Here is a 22,128-nt window from a genome sequence, read left to right as displayed (position 1 = left end):
CCTTCGGTTTGCGGCTCTTGCCGCTGTCCACGCCTATATGAGTGGCCGCCTGGCAATGGCAAAGGCGGCAAACTCAGAATGGACTGTATCCCAATAGTGAACAGCAGGAAATTTTCGTTCACCATTTAAGCAAGACTGACAGGCTTGCGCTGCCGCCAAATTCCGGTTCATTGAACGTCTTCCCGACGTGACAGGATAGAGCATTGGCCGCGAAAAGCAGACGCCCGAACATCCTATTGATCTCCTGCGACCAATGGCGGGGCGATTGCCTGTCGGCTGCCGGCCATGCCGTGGTGAAGACGCCGAATGCCGATGCGCTCGCCGCCGAAGGCGTCCTTTTCATGCGGCATTACGGCGGCGCGGCGCCCTGCTCGCCGGCCCGCGCGTGCCTCTACACCGGCCTCTACCAGATGAACAATCGCGTCTGCCGCAACGGCACGCCGCTCGACGCCCGCCACGGCAACATGGCGCTTTCGGCCCGCGCCCTCGGCTATGATCCGACTTTGTTCGGCTACACCGACGTCTCGCCCGATCCCCGCACGATGGCGCCGGGCGATCCCCGGCTGAAAAGCTATGAGGGCGTGCTGCCCGGCTTCAGCGTTCGCCAGTTCCTGCCTGAGCATCAGAAACCATGGCTGTCATGGCTGAAGGCACGTGGCGTCGACACCAGCGCGGGCTCTCCCGGCATTCACCGCCCCGTGGGCGGGGAAGCGGGCGACGCCGTGACCAGCGCGCCGCCTGTCTATTCCAGGGACGAGACTGCGACCGCTTTTCTTGCCGGCGAATTCATTCGCTGGCTGGACGAACAGGATTCGCCATGGTTCGCGCATGTCTCCTTCATCAGCCCGCATCCGCCCTTTGTCGTACCGAAGCCCTACAACACGCTGTATGATCCGGCGGACGGACCGCCCTTCCGCCATGTCGAGACTTGGCAGGCCGAGGCGCAAAGGCATCCCTATCTGGCTTACGACCTTGGTCGCCAGAAGCGGAGAAGCTTCCGCCCCGGCACCGACGGCCACGTGCGCGACTGGGGCGACGACAACATCCGGGCCATCCGCGCGATCTATTACGGCATGATCTCGGAGGTCGACGCGCAGCTTGGCCGCATCTGGCAAGCGATCAAGACGGCGAATGCATGGGATGACACCATCATCGTGCTGACTTCGGACCACGCCGAGATGATGGGAGACCATTTCATGCTGGGCAAAGGCGGCTTCTTCGACGGCAGCTATCACATCCCATTGATCGTGCGCGACCCGCGTCACGGCAATGCAGCCGGCTCGACCGTCAACCACTTCACCGAGGCCGTCGACATCTTCCCGACCTTGCTCGATCTGCTGGACGCCGACGCCCAGATGCATCTCGACGGCCGCTCGCTAAAACCGTTCCTGCAAGATGAACCGCCTAAGGATTGGCGCGACGCGGCGCATTGGGAGTTCGACTTCCGCTCGATTGCCAGCGGTGAGGCCGAACGGCATTTCGGCATCGGCTCGCGCCAGTGCAACCTCGCCGTCATCCGTACGGAAAAATTCAAATACGTGCATTTCGGCGGCGGCCTGCCCCCGCTGCTCTTCGACATGCAGAAGGATCCGGGCGAACTGGCCAACGTTGCCGCCGACCCGGCCTATCTCAGCGTGCGGCTTGAATTTGCCGAGCGACTGCTTGCCTGGCGCGCCGAGCATCTTGACCAGTCGTTGGCGCTTGCAGAGCTGACGGACGAGGGAGTGGTGGGTATGTGGGTAGGCAGTAGGCAGTAGGCAGTAGAATGTTCCTGGCGGCCTGGTGCCTGATCGCCTAGTTTTCGCCTACTGCCTAATCCCTACTGCCTATTCCCTTACTGTACCATCATCCGCTGCTGGTCGCGCTTCTCGGCATAGCTGCCCTTGTCATAGGCGGCCTGCGCCTGCAGCTGCTCCTTGGTGAAGTTGGTGTAGAGATATTTGTTGCCGTCCTTGTCGGTCATGAATTTGAGCTTGTCCATGCCGACCGCGACCTCCTTGGCGCCGATGCCTAGAAAGCCGCCGACATCGATGATGACGGCATCCGGCTTGCTGTCGGGCGTGAGCACGACGTCGCCGATCTCGCCGACCTTGGCGTCGTTGGCGCCATAGACGGTGGTGCCCTTCAGGTCGTCGCCTCTGATGTTACCGACCGGCATTTCGGTCAATGTGGACTTGTCGATCGCTGCCGTTTGCGTCGGATCGGTGGCTTTTGTACCGGCCGGAGCTTCCGCGGTCTTGTCGGCTGGCTGAGCATTGTCAGCCGGTGCAACGGCCGTCGGGGCAGCGGGAGCAGTCGGCTGCGTCGCGTCGGAGGTTGTCGTCACGGGCGCCGGATCATAGGGCTTCCGGTCGAAATCAGGCTGCGCCTGCAGTTCCTCCTTGGTCGTCTGCGCCACCAGCCAGCGATCGCCGTTCTTTTCGGCCCACCGCGCCTTGGCGAAATCATAGGTGACGTTCTTTTCACCCATGCCGAGGAAGCCGCCGACGCCGATCACCAGCGACTGCGCCTTGCCATCCTTGGTCAGCACGATGTCGTTGACGTCGCCGATATTCTGGGCATCGTCGCCAGTGCCATTGTAGACATTCTCGCCGATGATGTTGGTTGCGAGATTGCCGTCAGCGCGTTTCACCGCCGGTTCTGACGGCGCGGCGTTGAGATCAACCGGCTTCTGCGGGTCGTTCTGCGCCGTGGAAGCAGGCGCCGAGGCCGGATCGTAGGGCTTACGGTCGAAGTCGGGCAGCGCCGTCAACGCTTCTTTCGTCGTCTCGGCGACGAGCCAGCGGTCACCATTCCTCTCGACCCATTGCAACTTGCCGTAGTCGAAGGCGACGTTCTTGCTGCCTATGCCGAGGAAGCCGCCAACGCCGATAATGGCGGATTTCGCCTGGCCGTTTTCATCGAGGACGACGTCGCTGACGTCACCGATCTTCTGCGCATCGTCGCCAGTGCCATTGTAGACGGACTCGCCGATGATATTGGTCATCAGCGCGCCGTCGGCCTGTTGCGGCGCCGGCGCGATGGTAGCAGGGGCTTCAGCCGGCGCTGGGGTCGTCGCCGGGGCCGTCGTTGACTGCGCAAACGCACCGGTAGCGATCAGCGTTGCGAGTGCAGTTGTCGCGAACAGTGTGCGGATCATGATTAAGTCTCCTCTTGCGTGATCTCATGCGCGCCGCAATCGGCAAACCACTTGCCGGGAGACCGAAGGCGGCGCCTCCAATGGGATCACAACGTTGTGACAAGGCGCTTGTTCCGAAAAAACGGGAGCATCGAAATACCCTGGGCAAGTCCGCGGAATCGCCCGACATTCCCGCCCGGCCGATGGAACCTTTGCCAAGCTTGCCCGTTTCAGCCTGCGGCTGGCATTCCGGCCGCTAAAAAGAATACGGAGTGGGGCATGCGATTTGCAGCGGTGCTGAACCGGGACGGCGGCACCTTGCGGACCACCGATCTTTCCGCGCTAACCGACCGGATGCGCCAGACGCTCGAGGCGGCTGGTCACTCCATCGAGATCGACATCGTCGCCGGCAAGGAGATTGTCGCGGCGCTCGACAAGGTCGCCGCGCGGCGCGACATCGACGTCGTGCTGGCCGGTGGCGGCGACGGCACCATTTCGGCCGCCGCGGGGCGGCTGATGAATGGCAAGAAGGCGCTGGCCGTCCTGCCTGCAGGAACCATGAACCTGTTCGCCCGCGGCCTTGGGATTCCGCAGACCATCGATGGCGCGCTGAAGTCCTTTGCTGACGGCGAGATCATGGCGGTCGATATCGCGAGCGCGAATGGCCGGCCGTTCGTGCATCAGTTCTCGATCGGCCTGCACGCCAGGATGGTGAAGCTGCGCGACAATATGGAATTCGCCTCGCGCCTGGGAAAGATTCGCGCCTCGGCCAAGGCCGCCTGGACGACGATCAACAATCCTCCCGCCATGAAGGTGACGTTGACGGTCGGCGAAGCCGAGATCGTGACCCGCATCAGCGGCATCGGCATTTCCAACAATCTGTTTGGCGAAGGCCATCTGCCTTATGCCGACAATCCTGCCGGCGGCGTGCTCGGCATCTATGTCACCGTGGCGCGGCAGCGTGGCGAGTTGGTCAGGGCCCTCTTCGACATGGCTCGCGGCAGGTGGCGCGACAGCGATCATGTCGAAACCCATCAGGCCGACAAGGCAATCGTGAAAATCCATACAGGGAGCAAGAAATTCGGTGCCGTCATCGACGGCGAACTGGTCAAGCTGGAGCGTGAAACGACAATCCAGATCCACCCTGGCGCACTGAACGTCCTGGTTCCGGCGCAAGCCGCCCAGGCGAAGGCCGCCTGATGCGATTACGAATGACGAGGAAAACCCTAGCCGCCCGACTGCCCCTCGCCGGCTGGCGCGCTCTGGTCGGCCGGCGCGGTCTGGCCGGTGGGCTGCCCCTGGCTTTCAGGGGTATCTGGATCGATCTTTTGGCCATAAATCTCGGCCGCTCCCCAAGCAATGAAAGCCAGGAGCAGCGCGGCGACCAATATGCGCAGGCCGTGCCAACCCCAGCGCCCCTGACGGGCTTTGTTTTCAGGGGCGATCTTGGTCATTGGCGGCGTTCCTGTCGCGCAACCGGCATGGTGGATAAAACCATCGCCGGCGAAACATGGTGGGGTAACGATTGCTTGCTACAAAAGTTCCGGCGCGCGACGGCCGCGCGAGATGCGCGCCACCACAGGTGGGGCCTGCAAGCGAGGGGGCTTGGTGGATAGCAAGGTGGCGAAGCAGGCTGGTTTGCCGGTTGAGGTCCGCCGCGCCGTGGCGTCGCCGGAGCGGCTTGCCGTACTGCACGGGCTTGACGCGATCGACACCGACTCCGATCCCGACTTCGATCGCATCACCGGCCTTGCCGCCGCCGTGATGCGGGCGCCGATCGCGCTCGTCACGCTGCTCGACACCGAACGACAGTGGTTCAAATCCTGTGTCGGCTTTAACGAGACCGAAACCGCGACCGACATATCGTTCTGCGCCCATACCATTGCCGCCGGCGACGAGCCGATGGTGGTGCCGGATGCCAGCATCGACCCTCGCTTCTCCCGCAATCCGCTGGTCACCGGCGAACACCATGTCCGCTTTTATGTCGGCGCGCCGATGGTGGTCGCCGGCGCGCGCGTCGGCACGGTGTGCGTACTCGACCGGGAGCCGCATGAATTTCCGTCCGCTGCCGCGCTCGATCATTTGAAATCGCTGGCCAGCCTCGCCGCCAGCCTGTTTACCCTCAAGGACGCCAACCGCAGCGGCGCCATTGCCACGGCTGCTTTGGCGCAGGAGGAAAAGCGCCGAGCCATAGCGCTCGACGCCGCCTCGCTCGCCAGTTGGGCCTGGGATATCCGCACCGACATGATCGAATGCGACGTGCGTTTGTCGGAGCTGTTCAACCTGCCGCGTTCGAACCGGCTGCGGGCGCGCGACATTCTGGCCGCCATCGACCCGCGCGACGTCTACCAGACCGAGACGCGCTTTCGCGATGCCCTGACCGGCAGCGACGACTATTTCGGCGAATACCGGGTCAAAGGCTTCGATCCGCCGCGCTGGATAGTCACCCGCGGCCGCGTCATCGAGCGCGACGGCGAAGGCAAGCCGACGCTTATCTTTGGCGTCAACTACGACATCTCGGAACGCAAGCTCGGCGAGGACCGGCAAAGGCTGCTGCTGCGCGAGCTCAACCATCGGGTCAAGAACACGCTGGCGACGGTGCAGGCGCTGGCGACGCAGACCGTTCGCCACGCTCGCCGCCCAAGCGAATTCCTGGAAGCCTTCGGCGCCAGGCTGCAGGCGCTGGGCGCTGCCCATAACCTGCTGTCGGATCGCGAATGGCGCGGCATCGGTATTCGCGAACTGATGCAGATCGAGGTCAAGCCGTTCGATTCGGCAGAACGGCCGCGCATCGTGATCGCCGGTCCGGATCTGCTGCTTTCGCCCGACCAGGCGGTGGGGCTCGGTTTGATCATGCACGAACTGGCCAGCAACGCGCTGCAATACGGATCGCTGTCGGTTGGCTCGGGGAAGGTCGATGTCGACTGGAAGGCGGCGGGCAAGAAAGGCGCGCGCCGCCTTGTGCTGACCTGGAGCGAAAGCGGTGGGCCGAAAGTCGACCCGCCGGAACGCCAGGGCTTCGGCTCTATCCTGATCCGCCGCAGCCTCGCCAAGGTTTTGTCGAGCGAAGTGACCCACGAATTCCGCAGCGAAGGCGTGTTCGCCGAAATATCGATGCCGCTTGAAGATCTGCCGGCTTAAAGCGATTCCAGAAGTGCGAAGCGGTTTTCCCGGGAACAGCGTATCAGCGCGCGCGCTTTAGTCGGCTTCGCTGTCCGGATCGCCCCGGTCCGGCTTGATGTTCTCACGGTAGATGGCATAGGCCGCGAGCGCGATCATCGGGCCGAGAATGACGCCCTTCCCGCCTTTCCCCTTGAGCAAGGCCGGCAGCACGGCAAGCGCCGCGGTGATACCGAGCGCCTTCAGGTCGGCATTGCGCCTTCGCGCACGTCGGCGCGCACGCGTTCCAGCCGCAAGTTGATGAATGAGCACGATAAGCCCGGCCAGTACCAGGAAACCAGCCGCGAAGCCGAGACAGGCGGCCATCGAGCCATAACGGTCAGCCGCCCAGATGTAGGCCGCCCCCAGGAGAAACCCGAGGCCGCACAGGGCAGCGACGGCGGCGAACCCGTAGACGATTGCCGCCGTGCGCGCGCGGCGCATGGCGGCAATGGCTTCACCCGAGGCCAAGGCCGAGATAAGCGGTGCCAGCATGCCCATCTCTGTCGAAACTAGCGCCGGGCAAGAAGCGCAAACAGGAAGCCGACGCCGGCCGCGATCGCCAGTGAAGTAACCGGCTTCTCGCGCACATTGGCCGTGATCTGGGCCTCAAGATCCTTGGCGTTGCCACGCAGGCTGTCGAAGACGGCTTCACCCTGGGCGCGCAACTGGTCGACGCCTTCGGCAGCAGCGCGCCGCGCCGTGCCGTAACCATGTTCGCCGGTCTTGGCCAATTGCTTGGTCAACTTTTCGATATCCGCCTTCAACTGCCGAATGTCGGCTTCGAGGTCGGCGTTCGTCTGACTTTCGTTGGCGGTTTTTCCTGCGGCAGTTGCCATTCTAAACTCCTTGCGTTTGCTTGGCTTCAAACGCCCGACACACGTCATGGTTCCGAAACCGGAGACCGTATCCATGAAAGGGTGTTTGCAAGTGCGAGTCCAGCCCCAGTTGGAGGCCTGCCTGTCAGATCAGCGGCCGACGGCCTTCACTTAGGCCCTCCCAACGCGCGAGATTCTTCAGCCCCTCCCTGTCTATCACTTCGCAACCGCCGTCGCGCCAGGCGATCAGCTTGCGATCGATGAGCTTGCGGATCGTCTTGTTGGTGTGGACCAGCGACAGGCCGAGCGTATCGGCGACATGCTGCTGGGTAATCGGGATTTGCACCGGCGCTTTGCCGTTGAGCCCGACTATCGCCGCGCGGCTGGCGATGAAGGCAATGAGATAGGCGGTGCGCTCGACCGCCGTGCGCCGACCGACGCTGAGCAGGTTCTCGTCCAGCATGCGCTCCTCGCGCGACGCCAGCCAGGTAATGTCGTAAGCAAGGCCCGGATGGTTGCGGTAGAGCTCGTGCAGGTTTTCACGCTCGAAGACGCACAACAGCATGGGCGACAGCGCCTCGACCGAGTGCTGCATTTCGCCCATCAGGCTGCCCTGCAGCCCGATAAGATCGCCGGGCATGGAGTAGTTCAGGATCTGGCGCCTGCCGTCCGACAATAGTTTGTAGCGGAAGGCCCAGCCCGAAAGCACGGTGTAGAGATGAGCACTTTGGCTGCCTTCGACCAGCACTGTGGCGCCCTTGTCGACGGCCAGTTCGCCCTTCTTGAACATGCTGACATAGGCAAGCTCCTGCTTCTCGAATTCCCGGAACACCGGCAATGGCCGAAGCGGGCAGATCTCGCATGGGTACTGACGGCTGGAAAACGAACGACCATTCTGGCCAGACATTTCGATCCCTCTTTCGAAAGTCTCGTGCCAGAGACTGAGTGCTACGCCTTTGCAAGGCCGCGGTTCCGCTGCCGATGGCATGTCTTTTTTAAATGACAGGATGGCAAATAGCGATCATGACTCGCTACACTCCACTGAGGCGAATTCGAAGCTCGCTTGTGGAGTAGAGCCGGTGGGCGAACTTTTCGGATTAAGGCCTGACCGATCCCCCAAGGTCCGCGATGCGGTTGACTGGAGTCACTGTACCCGATGCTGCAAGAATTGAGGAGAGATTGCCAAGTGCCGCCATTGCTTGAGGGATTGCGAATTCTTGTCTTGGAGGATGAATTCCTGATCGCCATGGATGTCGAGCAGCTTTGCCGCGACCATGGCGCGAACGACGTAGTGATTGCCCGCGCTCTGGCCGAGATCGATGAGCAGAAGGTCGTTGGCGAGTTCGACGCCGCTATCGTGGACCTCATGCTGGGCGGAACGTCCACACTCGATTTCGCCGCGCGGCTGCGCCAATCGGGCCTGCCGTTTGTCTTTGCCTCCGGCTATTCGGACCCCGATGAGATCAAAGGGTCTTTTCCCGGCATCCGCCTGGTCACCAAGCCTTATTCGGGGACCGATCTCGTCGAGGCTCTGGCGGCGGCCTGCGGCCGCGCGCCAGTCTGAGATATCTTCGATGCGTATGTGTAGAGAGCCCAGGCCCGCAAACGGGGCCTCCGCCGTCAGGCAGCGTTTGAACCCGTCACCTGGGACGAGATCGCGTCCGGCCCGTATTCGTCTTCGCCGGAGATTTTGAGGATCTCCTGCAACCGCGTGCGGGCCCGGCTGACCCGGCTCTTGATCGTTCCGACCGCACAGCCGCAGATTTCGGCGGCCTCTTCATAGGAAAAGCCTGAAGCGCCGATGAGGATGATGGCTTCGCGCTGGTCCTCGGGGAGTTGCTCGAGCGCGCCGCGAAAATCCTTGAGGTCAAGCTGGCCGTGCTGAGCCGGATGAACGGCAAGCCTGGCCGTCATGATGCCGTCGCTGTCCTGCACCTCGCGGCCGCGCTTGCGCATCTGGGAATAGAACTCGTTGCGCAGGATGGTGAACAGCCATGCCTTGAGATTGGTGCCGGGCTGAAAGCTCTCATGCTTGTCCCAAGCCTTGACCAGCGTCTCCTGCACCAGATCGTCGGCCTTGTCGGCATTCTGCGTCAGCGACACGGCAAAGGCCCGCAGGCTCGGGATCGAGCCGAGCAGGTCGGTCTTGAACCCTTGTGAGACAGCTGCCATGCCTCAGTCCTTCTTCTGTGCGGGTTCGGCCTTTTCCAGTTGGCTGAGCAACTGGGCAAAGCGATCCGGCACATTGTCCGAGACCAGCTCGTCATAATACTGTTTGAGTTTACGGCCAATTTCCGAATTCGCCCCGAGCGGGTCGCCGGAATTGGCCCGGCGCCTGTCAGCGGCGCCAGCCAGCGTTTCTTTATTCATGTCCTTCATTTCGCCCTTAAATCCAGCGCCCCGAGCCGCCCCATTACACAACGCAAAGCGGCCCCCTCGTCTGGTTGCCCATCGCACCACAAACGTCGCCCGTGCAGTTTCGTTCCACAAGTGTCGGAACTTTTTCGCAAAACCCGCGTTTGGATGTTGGGGCTTGCAATCAGCTTGACCTGCAATCTATGCAATCACGTCATCTGAGGGAGACGTCTACCATGAGCCTTTCCGCAACCATCGCTCCGCACCTGCCGTTCCTGCGCCGCTTTTCACGCGCCGTATCCGGATCGCAGGAGAGTGGCGATGCGCTGGTAGCCGCGATGCTCGAAGCCATCATCGCCGACGTCGACATCTTCCCGCAAGCGTCAAGCGACCGCATCGCGCTCTACAAGGTATTCGCCAAACTGTTCACCTCCATTGCCATCCGCGTTCCGCAGGAGCAGGCACAATCGGCATGGGAGCAGCGCGCCGCCGCCAATCTGAACGCCATTGCGCCACGGCCACGCCAGGCTTTCCTGCTGGTCGCGGTCGAAGGCTTCGGTGAAGACGAGGCAGCTGAAATTCTCGATGTCGACGCCAAGGAATTCTCCGAACTGCTTGCCCAGGCGAGCAATGAGATCTCTCGCCAGGTGGCGACCGATGTGCTGATCATCGAGGACGAGCCGCTGATCGCCATGGACATCGAGGAAATGGTCGAGAGCCTCGGCCACCACGTGGTCGGAACCGCGCGCACCCATACCGAGGCGGTGGCGATGTTCGGCAAGACAAGGCCGAAGATGGTGCTGGCTGACATTCAGCTTGCCGATGGCAGCTCGGGTATCGATGCGGTCAACGAAATCCTGTCGTCGACTTCGGTGCCGGTAATCTTCATCACCGCCTTCCCCGAACGTCTGCTGACCGGCGAGCGGCCTGAACCGGCCTTCCTCGTCACCAAGCCGTTCAATCCCGACATGGTAAAGGCGCTGATCAGCCAAGCGCTGTTCTTCGACCGGCAGGCCAAGGCCGCCGCGTGAAGTAGGGCCTTCAATCTCCAACTTTTCGCCGCCTCGCAGCGTTGCCGGCACTGGCGATCGCCAAACCGGCGATCAGCGGCTGCCCGTCGCTCCGTATGGGACGCACGCGCGTGAATCAATTCGCATCCGGGCCTCTTCCAAAGACCTTCTTTTTCGGCAAATGGTGGAACAAACAGCAATCACTCACGTTTTTGATCCAGTATCGGAAGGAGACAGATCATGCTCTACTGGGCGCTCGTATTTCTCGTCGTGGCGATCATCGCCGGCGCGCTTGGTTTCGGCGGCATCGCCGGTACCTCGGCCGGTATCGCGCAAATATTGTTCTTCATCTTTCTCGCCTTCCTCGTCATCTCGCTTCTGGCCGGCCTGTTCAGACGGGCATCGTAGGAGCGGGCGAACACTGGAAGCCGCACCCCTCAAACGGTTTCCAGCCACCGCCGGGCGATGTCCTTCAACGGGACATCGTCCGGCGGACCTTTTCTGGGGACCTACTCAGGAACTGAGTCCAAGTGAATCGTTCAGTCCTGATCAGGTGGACAGGTGATTGATGCGTTCTATTGGCGGAGGCGAGAGCGGACAGGGCGACGAGGTGATCGCACTGCACCCGGCTGAAAGCGGAATGCAGCTTGGCCGGGCCTTGCTTCACGCTCTGCACAATGCCGGCATTTCCGTCCTCTATCAGGATCGTGAATTGAAGACTGTATGGGCCCGCAACATGCGTGCGCCGTGGGTTTCAGACACAGCCGACAGCAACGGCGCGCTGCCACCGGCGCAAGCTGAGCAAATCGCCGCCGCCAAAGGCAATGTTATCGCTTCCGGCAATCCGGAACGCCTTGAACTGAGTGTTCCCACCGGTGATGGCATGCGGTGGTTCCAGGTATGGGTCGATGCCGATCGGGGCCATCGCGGCGACGTGCAGGGCGTCGTCACCACGATGGTGGAAACCACCGAGCAGAAACGCCGCGAACAGACGCTGAAGACGCTGTTGCGCGAAGTCAGCCACCGCTCCAAGAACCTGTTGGCCATCATCCAGAGTATTGCCACCCAGACCGGCCGCTATTCCGAGACACCCGACGATTTCCTGAAGCGCTTTCGCGGCCGCCTGCAGTCACTGGCTTCCTCGCAGGATCTGGTGACGTCGTCGAACTGGCGGGGTGCAGCACTTCGCGAGCTTATCCGCGGCCAGGTCGTTCGCTACGGCGCCGATCCCGCGCAGAGCCTGCGCTTCAATGGCGTCAACCCGTACCTCAATCCCAACGCGGCAATCCATATCGGCCTGGCAATGCACGAACTCGCCGTCAATTCATTCAGCTACGGGGCCCTGGCGCGGCCGGACGGCTTTGTCGAGGTAACCGCCGATCTGTCGAACGTCGCAGAGGCCGCAGACAAGCCGGCTTTGTCGCTGACCTGGGTCGAGGCCATTGTCGCCAATGATAACAGGCGCACCGAGAAACGCTTCGGCAGCGTTGCCCTCGAACGTGTCGTGCCGGCATCGCTGAACGGCACGGCGACGCTGGAGATCACCAGTGACCGCCTCGAATATCGCCTCGTCGTTCCGCACGGCAATTTCGAAACCGAATGAGCGGCGGGATTCCTTAACCGGCTGTTCACCATAAAATCCGATGCTGTGGTTCCCAGAGATTGCTGGATCTTGACCGATTCAACCGATGTTTCGGCCGCAGCCTGCAACGCGGGAGGAATGATCATGACGGTTGCCGATATGAACAGGCTGGAGCAGGCCGCCCGGGTGTCGATGAGCGGCTTTCAGGATCCTGACGCTTCAGCCTCGCCTTTGCAGCACGCCTGGCATCCCTTGCTTCGCGTCGCCGCTGTCGCGCTCGTCGCCGCTGTTGTGCTGATCGTGGCGTCGCAATTGGTCTGAGCCAGATGCTCAGGTTCACGCTGCTCCCAAGCAGCCTGGCTCAGAAACTGTCCAGCTCGTAGCCGACCAATTATTAACGCCCCTTTCGGCACAGGAACTTTGACGGCTGTGGACCGTTCTTATGGCGAGAGGACGTGTCGCCGTGGAACACATCGCCGCTTTGCTTTTGGTAATTGGCTGTTCGAACAACATGACCGAATGCCGTGAACTGCCGGTGCCGGTCAGTGTTTTCGAAACCGCCGAAGCATGCACGGCAGAACGTCCATTCGCTGCCGGCGACGTGCAGGGTCAGGCCGAGCACGTCGTTGCCAAATGTCTTACGGTCGACCCCGCGCTGGAAGATGATTACGACCAGATCGTCTGGAACGTGCGCCCGGACGGCACCCTCGACGCGTCTTTGCAGATTTCCAGTGTCGTGGTCGCGTCGAACGCCACGCGCCGCGAAAAAGACTCTCTTAGCCAACAATAAGATCGAGCGGGCAAAGGCTGCTGTTTCGTGCTAAATAGCGGCTGGAGCTTACTAAAGTGAGGACAAAAGTGAGGAGAGATTCTATGCGGAAATTGATTATTGCCATGGTTGCGGTGGTCGCCGTCAGCGGCTGCAGCACGACCGAGCAGGATGTCGGTGTCGGCGCCGGTGTCGGTGCTTTGGCCGGCGGACTGATCGGCGGCGGCAAGGGTGCGCTGATCGGCGCAGCCGTTGGCGCCGGTTCCGGCCTGCTGGTGCGCAACCTGCGCAACGGCTATTGCCAGTATCGCGACAATCGCGGCCGGCTCTACACCGCTCGCTGCTGATCCGCTTCAAAAGCGTCAGACAATCGCGACGGAGACCGGTCAGCCGGTCTCCGTTTGTTTGACTGCATCAGGCTGCGGGATCCTGATTTCCACCGTAAGCCCATCGGCGCGAAAATCTCGGGCAATCGTGCCGCGCAATTCGCGCGTGACATTGAGGTCGATCAGCTTGGTGCCGAAGCCGGTCTTCGCCGGCGCTTCGAGTTCCTTCTGCCCGGCCTCGCGCCAGTTCAGAACCAGCATCCGCTCGGACCCGCGCCCCTCGAACGACCAGTCGACCTTCAGCGCACCCACGGAATTGCCGGCCTCGCCATATTTCAGCGCATTCGTCGCCAGTTCGTGAAAGGTCAGGCCAAGCGCCTGCGTCGTCCTCTCGTCGAGCAGCACCTGAGGCCCTGACAATATCCCTTCCGGAAGCTCCTTGCCGAACACCTGGCCGAGCTCGATGCGCAGCAGGTCGCCAAGATCGGCCTTCTGCCAGCGCGAACGCGTCAGCATATCCTGGGAAGCCGCCATTGCCTGCAGGCGGGCTGAGAAGGAAGTTGAGAACTCCTTCACGTCGGTTGCTTGCGCTGCCGTCTGGCGCGCAATCGCCAGCACCCGCGTGATCGAATTCTTGATTCGATGCTTCATCTCCTGCAGCATCAAATCCTTTTCGAGCAGGCTTTTTTCCGTCGTTTCATGCAGCAGCGACTTGGCGTCGTAGGCGCGCTCCTGGTAGCGGGCCACCAACGCTATGGCGCCGGCCAGAAGCAGGCCGAACAGCCCGAGCATGACCGGAATGGCGCGCGAGGACGGTTGCGAAAATGCACTTGTCGGCCGAAACAGCACCGTCCACGGCCGACCGGCGACGATGATCTTGCGCGTCACCAACAGCCTGTCGCCAAAGCTCGCAACCGGCGGCGTCTCCGACTGGAACAGAAGATTGTCGGCGTCGGCCGTGCCGTCATAGACCGCGGTGTTGACCGGCAGCAAAGGCGTGCGGCTGAGCGCGGTCTGGAACAGGTCGCGGGCGCGGAAGGCCGCGTAGAGAAGGCCTGATGTCGATGATCTGGACGCGTTGATACCATCCGGCGCGGTTTTGACATTGAGCCTGACGAAGACCAGGAAACCGGTAAAGGTCTGCGCCGCCCCCGTGTCCTGGCCGAGTTGGACCAGACCGCTTGCGTGCTGTGCGTCATCGGCCAGCGCTTTTTCGATCGCCTCGCGCCGCACCGGCTCGGTGAACATGTCGTAGCCGATGGTGGATTCGTTGGCAGGGTCGAGCGGCTCGAACAGCACGACGGGCGTGCGCCACGGCTGTGTCGTGTCCGGATAGACCGTGTGGCCGGCGCCGCGGTCGCGCAACATGTCGCGCTCGACCGCCGCTTCGTCACCGGTCTTGGCCAGCCTGAGATAGCCGATGCCGCGCAGGCCGGCGAAATTGTTATCGAGATTGAGGGCGCTGGAGAAGGCCTTGAATTCGCTACCTGAAATCTCGCCGTTGCGGGCGTCGAACAGCGCCTGCGTCGAGCGCAGCAGTGACAGATGCAGATCGATACGGCTTTCGATGCGGTTGAGCGCGTCGTCGGCCGTCGCCTCGAACTTGATGCGCGCCGCTTCCTGGGTGGCGAAATAGGCGAAGCCCGCCATCGTCAGGCTGATCAGTGCAACGGCAATGAAGGCAAGGATCGGGAAAAGCTTCTTCAACGCAGGCCCATGGACGGTTCGGGAACCTTTATGGGCAACTCGCCGCGGCAAGACAATGGCGCGGCCAAGCCATAATGACGGCTGGCATATCACGTATATTTAGCCGGCTTATCGGTCGAACATCGGTGAAGATGAGAGCCGATGATATCGTGGTCTCAGGCCGCGATCTTCAGCGCACCCGGACCGGGAATGGCGCCGGGCGGACACTTTCCCAGGATGATCATGCCGAGCACTTCGTCCTGCGTCACATCGGTGGTGAGCGCGGTGCCGACGACCTGGCCGTTCTTCATTACGCAGACCCGGTCGGCAAGCTCGAACACGTCGTGAATGTCGTGGCTGATCAGGAAAATGCCGATGCCGTCGGCCTTGAGCTGCTTTACCAGTTCGCCGACCTGCGCCGTCTCCTGCGGCCCGAGCGCCGCCGTCGGTTCGTCCATGATCAGCATGCGGGCGTTGAACAGGATGGCGCGTGCGATCGCCACCGACTGGCGCTGGCCGCCCGATAGCTTGATCACGGGCTCCTTGAAGCGCTGGAAGCGCGGATTGAGCCGGCCCATCACCTTGCGCGCCTCGGCCTCCATGGCGACATCGTCGAGTGTCCCCCACGCGGTCATCAGTTCGCGGCCGAGGAAGAGGTTGGCGGCAGCGTCGACATTGTCGGCCAGCGCAAGCGTCTGGTAGATCGTTTCGATGCCGTATTTCTTGGCGTCGCGCGGATTGGAGATCGAGGCCTCCTGGCCGTTGACCAAGATCTGGCCGGCATCGCGCTTGTAGGCGCCCGACAGGATCTTGATCAGCGTCGACTTACCGGCGCCGTTGTGGCCAAGCAGCGCCACCACTTCGCCCGGGAAAAGATCGATGGACGCATCGTCGACGGCGCGAATGCCACCGAACGCGATCGAGATGTTGCGCATGTCGATCAGTGGCGTACCGGTGGGAGCAGTTTTTTCCATAGTCGTTCCTCCCTAGACCCGCTTGCGGTAGACGGTGTCGAGCCAGACGGCGATGACCAGGACAGCGCCAACGACAATGCTCTGCAGCGGCGAGTCGATGCCGAGCAGCACCATGCCGGATTGCAGCGACTGCATCAGAAGCGCGCCGAGCATGGCGCCCATCACCGTTCCGGCGCCGCCCGCGAGCGACGTGCCGCCGATGACGGCGGCCGCGATCACCAAAAGCTCGTCCAGTGTGCCCAGCGCATTGGTTGACGCATTGAGACGGGCCGACGAGATCGCCGCGCTGATTGCAGCCAGCACACCCATGATCATGAACACCTTCATGGTCACCCAGCGCGTGTTGATGCCGGCGAGTTCCGCTGCCTCCGGATTGCCGCCGATGGCGAAGACATAGCGGCCGAAACGCGTGCGCTTGGTGATAAACGTCATGATGATGCCGACAGTCACCGCCATCAGCACCGGTATGGCGATGCCATGCGCGATGAACAGCCCGCCTTCGGGAACGGTGATGCCGTTCTGCTGTGCGTACTGGCGCACGATGCCGATCGGCCATGGATAGGAATTGCCGATCCACACGGCGCCGAGGATGGCCGCGCAAGCGACCACGCCAAGCAGGGTCTCGGCCCAGACGGGGCGCAGTGGAAAGCTGAAGCGCTTGCGCTGCGAGCGACCGTTGAGCAGCGCGAAGGCGACCGCCGCGCAGGCGACGATGCCGACGATCCAGCTGGCAGCGGCGCCAATCGAGCCGCGTGGTCCGCCGCCCATCAGCTGGAAGGTGGCGTCGAGTGGCGCGACCGTGCGCCCGCTGGTGATGAGCCATGCCATGCCACGCCAGACCAGCAGGCCACCAAGCGTCACGATGAAGGCCGGAACCTGCATATAGGCGATGATGAAGCCCTGGAACGCGCCGATCAGCAGACCAAGCACCACGCCGGCGGCAAGCGCGACGATCCAGAGCCAGGGGTTTCCAAGCTGGAAGCCGATGACGCGAATCAGGAATTCGGCCTGTGCCACGCCCATGATCATGCCGATCACGCCTTCGACGGAGCCCACCGAAAGGTCGATGTTGCGCATGACGATGACCAGTACCATGCCGGTCGCCATGATCGCGACCGAGGACGTCTGCACCGACAGGTTCCAAAGATTGCGCGGCGTCAGGAAAAGCCCACCCGACAGGATATGTATGCCGACCCAGATGACCAGCAGCGCGCCGACCATGCCGAGCATGCGCGTGTCGAGCTCGGTCGCTTTCAGGAACCGGGCGACCGCGCCGAGTTCAGACGCTCGTGCCGTATCGGCCTGCGGATTTGAGGTCGTGTCGGTCATGATGTCCTCCAGCGGCTTGCCGTCTGGCGCGGATGCCGGACCACAGCCTAGAAGTTTGCCGCCGATGGCGGAAACACACAATTCTCGTAGAGAAAACGCCCCCGCGGGGGCCCCCCCCGGGCCGCCTAATTTCTTCAAGTCGTCGAGATCAGTTGCAAGCCGCGACGCTGCCGGCGGCGACGCCGGTGCAGACTTCGTCCTTCTTGATCCAGCCGGCGTCGATGACGACGTTGAGGTTGTCCTTGGTGATCGCGACGGGGGTCAGGAACAGCGACTTGACGGTGTTGCCGCCAGGCGTGGTGAAGTCCTTGGCGCCGGCAATGTCGCCCGTCTTCTTGCCATCGGCAAGCTGCGAGGCGATCTCGGCGGCGTTCTTGCCGAGTTCGCGCGCGTCCTTCCACACCGACACCGTCTGCGTGCCGAGCGCGATGCGGTTCAGAGCGGCATGGTCGCCGTCCTGGCCCGAGACCGGAACCGTTCCGGCAAGGCCCTGCGCCGTCAGCGCGGCGACAACGCCGCCGGCGGTGCCGTCATTGGCCGCAACCACGGCATCGACCTTGTTGTCATTGGCGGTCAGGAACTGTTCCATGTTCTTCTGGGCATTGGCCGGCAGCCAGCCATCGGTATAGGCCTCGCCGACATTCTTGATCTTGCCCGAGTCGATGGCTTCCTTGAGCACTTCCATCGAGCCCGAGAACAGGAAATCGGCATTCGGATCCGAGCCCGAGCCCTTGATGAAGACATAGTTGCCTTCGGGCTTCGCCTTGAACACTTCGCGGGCCTGCATGCGGCCGACTTCCTTGTTGTCGAAGGTCAGGTAGAAGACGTCCTTGTTCTCGATCAGGCGGTCATAGCCGACGACCGGAATGCCTTCGTCCAGCGCCTTCTGCACCGCCGGGCCGATGGCCGAGGCGTCCTGCGCCAGGATGATCAGCGAGTTGGCGCCCTGCGAGATCAGGCTTTCGACGTCGGTCAGCTGCTTGCCGGGATTGGACTGCGCGTCGGCGGAAATGTACTTGTCGCCGGCAGCCTCGATCGCCGTTTTCATCGCCGCCTCGTCGGTCTTCCAGCGCTCTTCCTGGAAGTTCGACCACGACACGCCGATGACCTTGTCCTTCGCCTGCGCGACCGACATCAGCGCCAGCGACATGGCGACACCCGCCAGCATGGCGGCTGCAAATCTGTTCATCATAATCCTCCCTGCGCCGGGTGCGGCGCGACAAAACTGGCCCGAGGGCCGGCACACAGAGGCCCTATTTTTTCGAGCCTCGAAAAAATACTGGTTCAATGATAAGGCGCTGTCAACATCGATTCTGATGGATTCTGATGGCCTTGCCGAATTTTTTCGAGGTCCGCAATAAACAATGACAGGGCTGCCGGCGTCTGCCAATATTTGGCTGGTGCCGTCGAACGCCTTCACTATCATGAGGCGCGAGGAGGCCGGGAGGAAACAAATGTCGGTTGGAATCCGCCACGACGATCTGCGCCGTCGCAACCGTGCCATGGTGATTTCGGCCGTGCGCCGGGCCGGCCAGCCGTCGCGGACCGAGATTGCGGCGACCACCGGCCTCAGCCACTCGACCATATCGGCAATCTCGTCTGATCTGATTCAAGAAGGCGTCCTGATTGAAGGCAAACCTGGCGAGACAGGCGCACTGAGACGCGGCCGGCCGCAGGTCGGCCTTGGCCTCAACCCGGAAGCGGCGGCGGTGATGACCGTCGTGCTGTCGCTCAATTTCCTGTCCGTCACCGTCATCGACTATGCCGGCCACGTCGTCGCCGAGGAACAGCGCCGGCTGGACACGCTGACCAAGCCGTGCGACGAGCTGATTGGCGAATGCGTAGCAATCGTCCGGCGGCGGCTTGAGGATCCCGACCTCGATGTCCAGAGCATCGCCCGCATTGCCATGGGCATCCAGGGCATCACCGATTCGCAGGCGCGCGCCATGCTGTGGTCGCCAATCACGCCACTGACCGACATTGCCTTCGCCGACATGTTGGAAGTGGAATTCGGCATTCCGGCCACCATGGAGAACGACTGCAATATGATGGCGGTGGCGCTGCAATGGCGCCAGCCCGAGCGCTACCGCGACAACTTTATCGCCATCCTCTTGTCGCACGGCATCGGCATGGGACTGGTGCTGAAAGGCGAACTGTTCACCGGCACCCATTCCTCGGGCGGCGAGTTCGGCCACATGATCCACCGTCCGGGCGGCGCGCTCTGCCGCTGCGGGCGGCGCGGCTGCGTCGAGGCCTATGCCGGAAACTACGCCATCTGGCGCAGCGCCAAAATGATGGGCGAGGATGCCGAGCCGGTCGATATCGGCGACGCTGATATGCGCGCACTCGCCGCGCGCGCCCGCGAAACCGATGGCCCGGAGCGCGAAGCCTATCGCAGGGCCGGTGAGGCGCTCGGCTTCGGCCTCGGCAGCCTGTTTGCTCTGATCGATCCGGCACCCGTCGCCATGGTCGGCGTCAGCGCCGCCGCCTTCGACCTGATCGAACCGGCATTGCGCGAAGCGATCGCCCAGACCGCCGGCGGCCAGCACTCGAAATCGATCTCCTTCGACACCGAGCCCAACGAGCTGCCGCTGATCCGCGAAGGCTGCGCCATGCGCGCGCTCGGCTTCGTCGACCAGGAGATTTTCGCGCCGGGCATTCAGGCGAAATCCGGCAAGCATGTCGCCTGAATGGCCGGCAACGGCGCGACGCGCAGCATCCTAGTCTTCCCTGATAGCGTAGCCGGCGCCGCGAATGGTACGGATGACATCCGGCATGCGGCCGTTGTTGACGGCCTTGCGCAGCCGCCCGACATGCACGTCGACGGTTCGCTCGTCTATATAGATCGTCTCGCCCCAGACATTGTCGAGCAGTTGGCTGCGCGAGAACACGCGGCCGGGATGGCGCATCATGAATTCGAGCAGCCGGAACTCGGTCGGTCCGAGCCTGATCTCGCTCTTCTTGCGGTAGACCCGGTGCGATTCTCGATCGAGCACGATGTCGCCGACCTTGAGCACGCTCGACAGCACTTCCGGCTTGGCGCGGCGCAGCAGCGCTTTCACGCGCGCCATGAACTCCGGCGTCGAGAATGGCTTGACCAGATAGTCGTCGGCACCGGTGGACAGGCCGCGCACGCGGTCGCTTTCCTCACCGCGCGCGGTCAGCATGATGATCGGCAGCCGCTCGGTTTCGGGCCGCACTCTAAGCCGCCGGCAGAGCTCGATGCCGGAAACAGCCGGCACCATCCAGTCGAGCACCAGGAGATCGGGCACGTTTTCCTGCAGGCGGATCTCGGCCTCGTCGCCGCGTGTCACCACCTCGACCTGATAGCCTTCGGATTCGAGGTTGTAGCGGAGGAGCACGCCTAGTGGCTCCTCGTCCTCCACGACCATGATGCGTGGCGCGATCATAGGCAGTTCACCCTCATCAGGCCGGCGTGGCCATCGCCGTCTCGTCCTGCTTCGGACGATTGGCGGGCAATTGCTGGCCGGTCAGCACATAATACGCATTTTCGGCGATGTTGGTGACATGATCGCCGATGCGCTCAAGATTCTTGGCGCAGAACAAGAGATGCGTGCAGGCGGTGATGTTGCGAGGGTCTTCCATCATGTAGGTCAAGAGCTCACGAAACACGGACGTGTATTTGACGTCGATGCGCTCGTCGTCATTCCTGAGTTTTGCAAGCGCTGCCGCATCGGTGGCGGCATATTCCTCGACGACGCCTTGCACCTGGATCAGCACCAGTTGCGCCATGGCGTCGATGGAGTGCGAGAGGTCGCGCGGCGTGACGCTCAAGCCCACGGTGCCGACGCGTTTGGCGATGTTCTTGGCGAGGTCGCCGATGCGCTCGAGGTCGCCCGCCATGCGGATCGAGCCGACCACGGCGCGCAGATCGTTGGCCATCGGCTGGCGCTTGGCGATCAGCGTGATGGCGCGGTCGTCCAGTTCGCGCTGGCGCGCATCCATGATGGCGTCGTCGGACACGACACGCTGTGCCAGCGCATTGTCCGAATTGAGCAGCGCCCTGGTCGAGCCGCTGACCATCGAGCCTGCCAGATCGCCCATGTCGCGGATCAGCTTGCTGATCTGCCCGAGCTCTTCATCGAAGGAGGCGACGGTATGTTCACCCATGATCTTGGTCCTCGTGCCTGAAAATTCACCCGCCGGACGGCTCAGCCGAAGCGGCCGGTAATGTAGTCCTGGGTGCGCTTGTCGTCGGGGTTGGTGAACATCTTGTCGGTGGCGCCCTCCTCGACGAGATAGCCGAGATGGAACATCGCTGTACGCTGCGACACGCGCGCCGCCTGCTGCATCGAGTGGGTGACGATGACGATCGTGTAGTTCTGGCGCAGTTCGTCGATCAGCTCCTCGACACGGGCGGTGGCGATCGGATCAAGCGCCGAGCAGGGCTCATCCATCAGGATCACTTCCGGCGACACGGCGATGGCGCGCGCGATGCACAGGCGCTGCTGCTGGCCGCCGGACAGGCCGGTGCCGGGCTCCTGCAGGCGGTCCTTGACCTCGTTCCAGATCGCCGCCTTCTTCAGGCTCTGCTCGACGATCTGGTCCATGTCGGACTTGCGCTTGGCCAGCCCATGGATGCGCGGGCCGTAGGCGACGTTCTCGTAGATCGACTTCGGGAACGGATTGGGTTTCTGGAACACCATGCCGACGCGGGCGCGCAGTTCGACGACATCGATGTTCTTGTCGTAGATGTCGTCTTCATCGAGCGTGATCTTGCCGGTCACCCGCGCCGAATCGATGGTGTCGTTCATGCGGTTGAGGCAGCGCAGGAAGGTCGACTTGCCGCAGCCGGACGGGCCGATCAGCGCCGTCACCTGGTTCTGACGCACGTCGAGATTGACGTCGAACAACGCCTGCTTCTCGCCGTAGAAGACGCCGACCTTGTCGCCGCGCATCTTGATGACTTCGTTCGACTTGGCGTTCATTTTGTCGCCCACTGCATTCTCAAGGGACTGTTCGGTCATGATGTTCATACCAA

25 protein-coding genes are annotated in these 22,128 nt (G+C 62.5%); 11 read left to right on the top strand and 14 right to left on the bottom strand.

The window, feature by feature from the left end; translation table 11 throughout:
- Positions 1–203: 203 nt before the first annotated feature.
- A complete protein-coding gene (locus NKJ78_RS19760; RefSeq protein WP_023737408.1) occupies positions 204–1,757 on the top strand; it encodes an alkaline phosphatase family protein in 1,554 nt (517 codons plus the stop codon).
- 77 nt (positions 1,758–1,834) lie between these two features.
- On the opposite strand, the gene NKJ78_RS19755 is transcribed toward NKJ78_RS19760, so the two are convergent.
- On the bottom strand, positions 1,835–3,139 hold the full coding sequence (locus tag NKJ78_RS19755) for a PRC-barrel domain-containing protein (RefSeq protein ID WP_023708587.1): 1,305 nt from the start codon (positions 3,137–3,139) through the stop codon (positions 1,835–1,837).
- Between the two features lie 258 nt (positions 3,140–3,397).
- Between NKJ78_RS19755 and NKJ78_RS19750 the strand changes: the two genes are divergently transcribed.
- Positions 3,398–4,318, top strand: a complete 921-nt coding sequence (locus NKJ78_RS19750; protein WP_023670088.1) for a diacylglycerol/lipid kinase family protein — start codon at positions 3,398–3,400, stop codon at positions 4,316–4,318.
- Between the two features lie 26 nt (positions 4,319–4,344).
- Here NKJ78_RS19750 and NKJ78_RS19745 read toward each other — a convergent pair whose 3' ends face one another.
- Complete coding sequence (locus NKJ78_RS19745; RefSeq protein WP_023693688.1) at positions 4,345–4,572, bottom strand: hypothetical protein; 228 nt, start codon at positions 4,570–4,572, stop codon at positions 4,345–4,347.
- A gap of 112 nt (positions 4,573–4,684) precedes the next feature.
- Between NKJ78_RS19745 and NKJ78_RS19740 the strand changes: the two genes are divergently transcribed.
- Positions 4,685–6,259, top strand: coding sequence for a sensor histidine kinase (locus NKJ78_RS19740; RefSeq protein WP_502896818.1), 1,575 nt, complete (start codon positions 4,685–4,687; stop codon positions 6,257–6,259).
- 57 nt (positions 6,260–6,316) lie between these two features.
- Here the strand turns inward: NKJ78_RS19740 and NKJ78_RS19735 are convergent, their stop codons facing one another.
- The 3 genes from NKJ78_RS19735 to NKJ78_RS19725 form a co-directional block, all read right to left on the bottom strand.
- Positions 6,317–6,778, bottom strand: a complete 462-nt coding sequence (locus NKJ78_RS19735) for a hypothetical protein (RefSeq protein ID WP_023737406.1) — start codon at positions 6,776–6,778, stop codon at positions 6,317–6,319.
- Positions 6,779–6,789: 11 nt separating this feature from the next.
- The gene (locus NKJ78_RS19730) at positions 6,790–7,116 is read right to left on the bottom strand and encodes an ElaB/YgaM/YqjD family protein (protein ID WP_023670092.1); all 327 of its coding nucleotides are present in this window, start codon (positions 7,114–7,116) and stop codon (positions 6,790–6,792) included.
- Positions 7,117–7,240: 124 nt separating this feature from the next.
- Positions 7,241–8,002, bottom strand: coding sequence for a Crp/Fnr family transcriptional regulator (locus NKJ78_RS19725; RefSeq protein WP_023737405.1), 762 nt, complete (start codon positions 8,000–8,002; stop codon positions 7,241–7,243).
- 339 nt (positions 8,003–8,341) lie between these two features.
- Here NKJ78_RS19725 and NKJ78_RS19720 point away from each other — a divergent pair, with 339 nt between their 5' ends.
- On the top strand, positions 8,342–8,659 hold the full coding sequence (locus NKJ78_RS19720; protein WP_050485906.1) for a response regulator: 318 nt from the start codon (positions 8,342–8,344) through the stop codon (positions 8,657–8,659).
- Positions 8,660–8,715: 56 nt separating this feature from the next.
- On the opposite strand, the gene NKJ78_RS19715 is transcribed toward NKJ78_RS19720, so the two are convergent.
- Complete coding sequence (locus NKJ78_RS19715) at positions 8,716–9,267, bottom strand: sigma-70 family RNA polymerase sigma factor (RefSeq protein WP_023670095.1); 552 nt, start codon at positions 9,265–9,267, stop codon at positions 8,716–8,718.
- Positions 9,268–9,270: 3 nt separating this feature from the next.
- The gene (locus NKJ78_RS19710) at positions 9,271–9,474 is read right to left on the bottom strand and encodes a NepR family anti-sigma factor (RefSeq protein WP_023670096.1); all 204 of its coding nucleotides are present in this window, start codon (positions 9,472–9,474) and stop codon (positions 9,271–9,273) included.
- A gap of 212 nt (positions 9,475–9,686) precedes the next feature.
- On the opposite strand from NKJ78_RS19710, the gene NKJ78_RS19705 reads away from it, so the two are divergent.
- From NKJ78_RS19705 to NKJ78_RS19680, 6 genes are all read left to right on the top strand, one after another.
- Positions 9,687–10,481: a response regulator gene (locus NKJ78_RS19705; RefSeq protein ID WP_023670097.1), complete on the top strand. Its 795-nt coding sequence runs from the start codon at positions 9,687–9,689 to the stop codon at positions 10,479–10,481.
- Between the two features lie 219 nt (positions 10,482–10,700).
- Entirely contained in the window at positions 10,701–10,868 is a 168-nt protein-coding gene (locus NKJ78_RS19700; protein ID WP_023670098.1) for a DUF1328 domain-containing protein, read from the top strand.
- Between the two features lie 160 nt (positions 10,869–11,028).
- Positions 11,029–12,063, top strand: a complete 1,035-nt coding sequence (locus tag NKJ78_RS19695; protein WP_023737404.1) for a sensor histidine kinase — start codon at positions 11,029–11,031, stop codon at positions 12,061–12,063.
- A gap of 123 nt (positions 12,064–12,186) precedes the next feature.
- Complete coding sequence (locus NKJ78_RS19690) at positions 12,187–12,363, top strand: hypothetical protein (protein WP_023683964.1); 177 nt, start codon at positions 12,187–12,189, stop codon at positions 12,361–12,363.
- A gap of 142 nt (positions 12,364–12,505) precedes the next feature.
- Positions 12,506–12,832, top strand: a complete 327-nt coding sequence (locus NKJ78_RS19685; protein ID WP_023670101.1) for a hypothetical protein — start codon at positions 12,506–12,508, stop codon at positions 12,830–12,832.
- 83 nt (positions 12,833–12,915) lie between these two features.
- Entirely contained in the window at positions 12,916–13,158 is a 243-nt protein-coding gene (locus NKJ78_RS19680) for a YMGG-like glycine zipper-containing protein (protein ID WP_023670102.1), read from the top strand.
- A gap of 39 nt (positions 13,159–13,197) precedes the next feature.
- On the opposite strand, the gene NKJ78_RS19675 is transcribed toward NKJ78_RS19680, so the two are convergent.
- From NKJ78_RS19675 to xylF, 4 genes are all read right to left on the bottom strand, one after another.
- Positions 13,198–14,844, bottom strand: a complete 1,647-nt coding sequence (locus tag NKJ78_RS19675) for a CHASE domain-containing protein (protein ID WP_352459727.1) — start codon at positions 14,842–14,844, stop codon at positions 13,198–13,200.
- 155 nt (positions 14,845–14,999) lie between these two features.
- On the bottom strand, positions 15,000–15,797 hold the full coding sequence (locus NKJ78_RS19670; RefSeq protein ID WP_023737402.1) for an ATP-binding cassette domain-containing protein: 798 nt from the start codon (positions 15,795–15,797) through the stop codon (positions 15,000–15,002).
- Between the two features lie 12 nt (positions 15,798–15,809).
- Complete coding sequence (locus tag NKJ78_RS19665) at positions 15,810–17,126, bottom strand: sugar ABC transporter permease (protein WP_352459726.1); 1,317 nt, start codon at positions 17,124–17,126, stop codon at positions 15,810–15,812.
- Positions 17,127–17,274: 148 nt separating this feature from the next.
- Complete coding sequence (gene xylF, locus NKJ78_RS19660) at positions 17,275–18,315, bottom strand: D-xylose ABC transporter substrate-binding protein (protein WP_023683968.1); 1,041 nt, start codon at positions 18,313–18,315, stop codon at positions 17,275–17,277.
- Between the two features lie 265 nt (positions 18,316–18,580).
- Here xylF and NKJ78_RS19655 point away from each other — a divergent pair, with 265 nt between their 5' ends.
- On the top strand, positions 18,581–19,816 hold the full coding sequence (locus tag NKJ78_RS19655; RefSeq protein ID WP_352459725.1) for an ROK family protein: 1,236 nt from the start codon (positions 18,581–18,583) through the stop codon (positions 19,814–19,816).
- A 30-nt stretch (positions 19,817–19,846) separates the two neighbouring features.
- Here NKJ78_RS19655 and phoB read toward each other — a convergent pair whose 3' ends face one another.
- Genes phoB through pstB form a run of 3 tightly spaced genes read right to left on the bottom strand, consistent with a single transcriptional unit; the run spans position 19,847 to position 22,123 of the window.
- On the bottom strand, positions 19,847–20,536 hold the full coding sequence (gene phoB / locus NKJ78_RS19650) for a phosphate regulon transcriptional regulator PhoB (RefSeq protein WP_023822590.1): 690 nt from the start codon (positions 20,534–20,536) through the stop codon (positions 19,847–19,849).
- Positions 20,537–20,552: 16 nt separating this feature from the next.
- Positions 20,553–21,257, bottom strand: a complete 705-nt coding sequence (phoU, locus tag NKJ78_RS19645; protein WP_023670109.1) for a phosphate signaling complex protein PhoU — start codon at positions 21,255–21,257, stop codon at positions 20,553–20,555.
- A 41-nt stretch (positions 21,258–21,298) separates the two neighbouring features.
- Positions 21,299–22,123 (bottom strand): phosphate ABC transporter ATP-binding protein PstB, encoded by an 825-nt coding sequence (gene pstB, locus NKJ78_RS19640; RefSeq protein ID WP_023670110.1) that lies wholly within the window; start codon positions 22,121–22,123, stop codon positions 21,299–21,301.
- Positions 22,124–22,128 lie beyond the last annotated feature (5 nt).

Origin of the sequence: Mesorhizobium sp. M0037 (assembly GCF_040323635.1) — a bacterium.
Classification (GTDB): domain Bacteria; phylum Pseudomonadota; class Alphaproteobacteria; order Rhizobiales; family Rhizobiaceae; genus Mesorhizobium.
Note: the sequence above shows the minus strand (reverse complement) of the source record. Positions and strands in the feature narration are given on the sequence as shown.

Bases quoted from the DNA above. Each gene is read 5' to 3' on its own strand.
- NKJ78_RS19755 (WP_023708587.1), bottom strand. From the start codon at position 3,139: ATGATCCGCACACTGTTCGCGACAACTGCACTCGCAACGCTGATCGCT.
- NKJ78_RS19750 (WP_023670088.1), top strand. From the start codon at position 3,398: ATGCGATTTGCAGCGGTGCTGAACCGGGACGGCGGCACCTTGCGGACC.
- NKJ78_RS19745 (WP_023693688.1), bottom strand. From the start codon at position 4,572: ATGACCAAGATCGCCCCTGAAAACAAAGCCCGTCAGGGGCGCTGGGGT.
- NKJ78_RS19740 (WP_502896818.1), top strand. From the start codon at position 4,685: ATGCGCGCCACCACAGGTGGGGCCTGCAAGCGAGGGGGCTTGGTGGAT.
- NKJ78_RS19735 (WP_023737406.1), bottom strand. From the start codon at position 6,778: ATGGGCATGCTGGCACCGCTTATCTCGGCCTTGGCCTCGGGTGAAGCC.
- NKJ78_RS19730 (WP_023670092.1), bottom strand. From the start codon at position 7,116: ATGGCAACTGCCGCAGGAAAAACCGCCAACGAAAGTCAGACGAACGCC.
- NKJ78_RS19725 (WP_023737405.1), bottom strand. From the start codon at position 8,002: ATGTCTGGCCAGAATGGTCGTTCGTTTTCCAGCCGTCAGTACCCATGC.
- NKJ78_RS19720 (WP_050485906.1), top strand. From the start codon at position 8,342: ATGGATGTCGAGCAGCTTTGCCGCGACCATGGCGCGAACGACGTAGTG.
- NKJ78_RS19715 (WP_023670095.1), bottom strand. From the start codon at position 9,267: ATGGCAGCTGTCTCACAAGGGTTCAAGACCGACCTGCTCGGCTCGATC.
- NKJ78_RS19710 (WP_023670096.1), bottom strand. From the start codon at position 9,474: ATGAAGGACATGAATAAAGAAACGCTGGCTGGCGCCGCTGACAGGCGC.
- NKJ78_RS19705 (WP_023670097.1), top strand. From the start codon at position 9,687: ATGAGCCTTTCCGCAACCATCGCTCCGCACCTGCCGTTCCTGCGCCGC.
- NKJ78_RS19700 (WP_023670098.1), top strand. From the start codon at position 10,701: ATGCTCTACTGGGCGCTCGTATTTCTCGTCGTGGCGATCATCGCCGGC.
- NKJ78_RS19695 (WP_023737404.1), top strand. From the start codon at position 11,029: ATGCGTTCTATTGGCGGAGGCGAGAGCGGACAGGGCGACGAGGTGATC.
- NKJ78_RS19690 (WP_023683964.1), top strand. From the start codon at position 12,187: ATGACGGTTGCCGATATGAACAGGCTGGAGCAGGCCGCCCGGGTGTCG.
- NKJ78_RS19680 (WP_023670102.1), top strand. From the start codon at position 12,916: ATGCGGAAATTGATTATTGCCATGGTTGCGGTGGTCGCCGTCAGCGGC.
- NKJ78_RS19670 (WP_023737402.1), bottom strand. From the start codon at position 15,797: ATGGAAAAAACTGCTCCCACCGGTACGCCACTGATCGACATGCGCAAC.
- NKJ78_RS19665 (WP_352459726.1), bottom strand. From the start codon at position 17,126: ATGACCGACACGACCTCAAATCCGCAGGCCGATACGGCACGAGCGTCT.
- xylF (WP_023683968.1), bottom strand. From the start codon at position 18,315: ATGAACAGATTTGCAGCCGCCATGCTGGCGGGTGTCGCCATGTCGCTG.
- NKJ78_RS19655 (WP_352459725.1), top strand. From the start codon at position 18,581: ATGTCGGTTGGAATCCGCCACGACGATCTGCGCCGTCGCAACCGTGCC.
- phoB (WP_023822590.1), bottom strand. From the start codon at position 20,536: ATGATCGCGCCACGCATCATGGTCGTGGAGGACGAGGAGCCACTAGGC.
- phoU (WP_023670109.1), bottom strand. From the start codon at position 21,257: ATGGGTGAACATACCGTCGCCTCCTTCGATGAAGAGCTCGGGCAGATC.
- pstB (WP_023670110.1), bottom strand. From the start codon at position 22,123: ATGAACATCATGACCGAACAGTCCCTTGAGAATGCAGTGGGCGACAAA.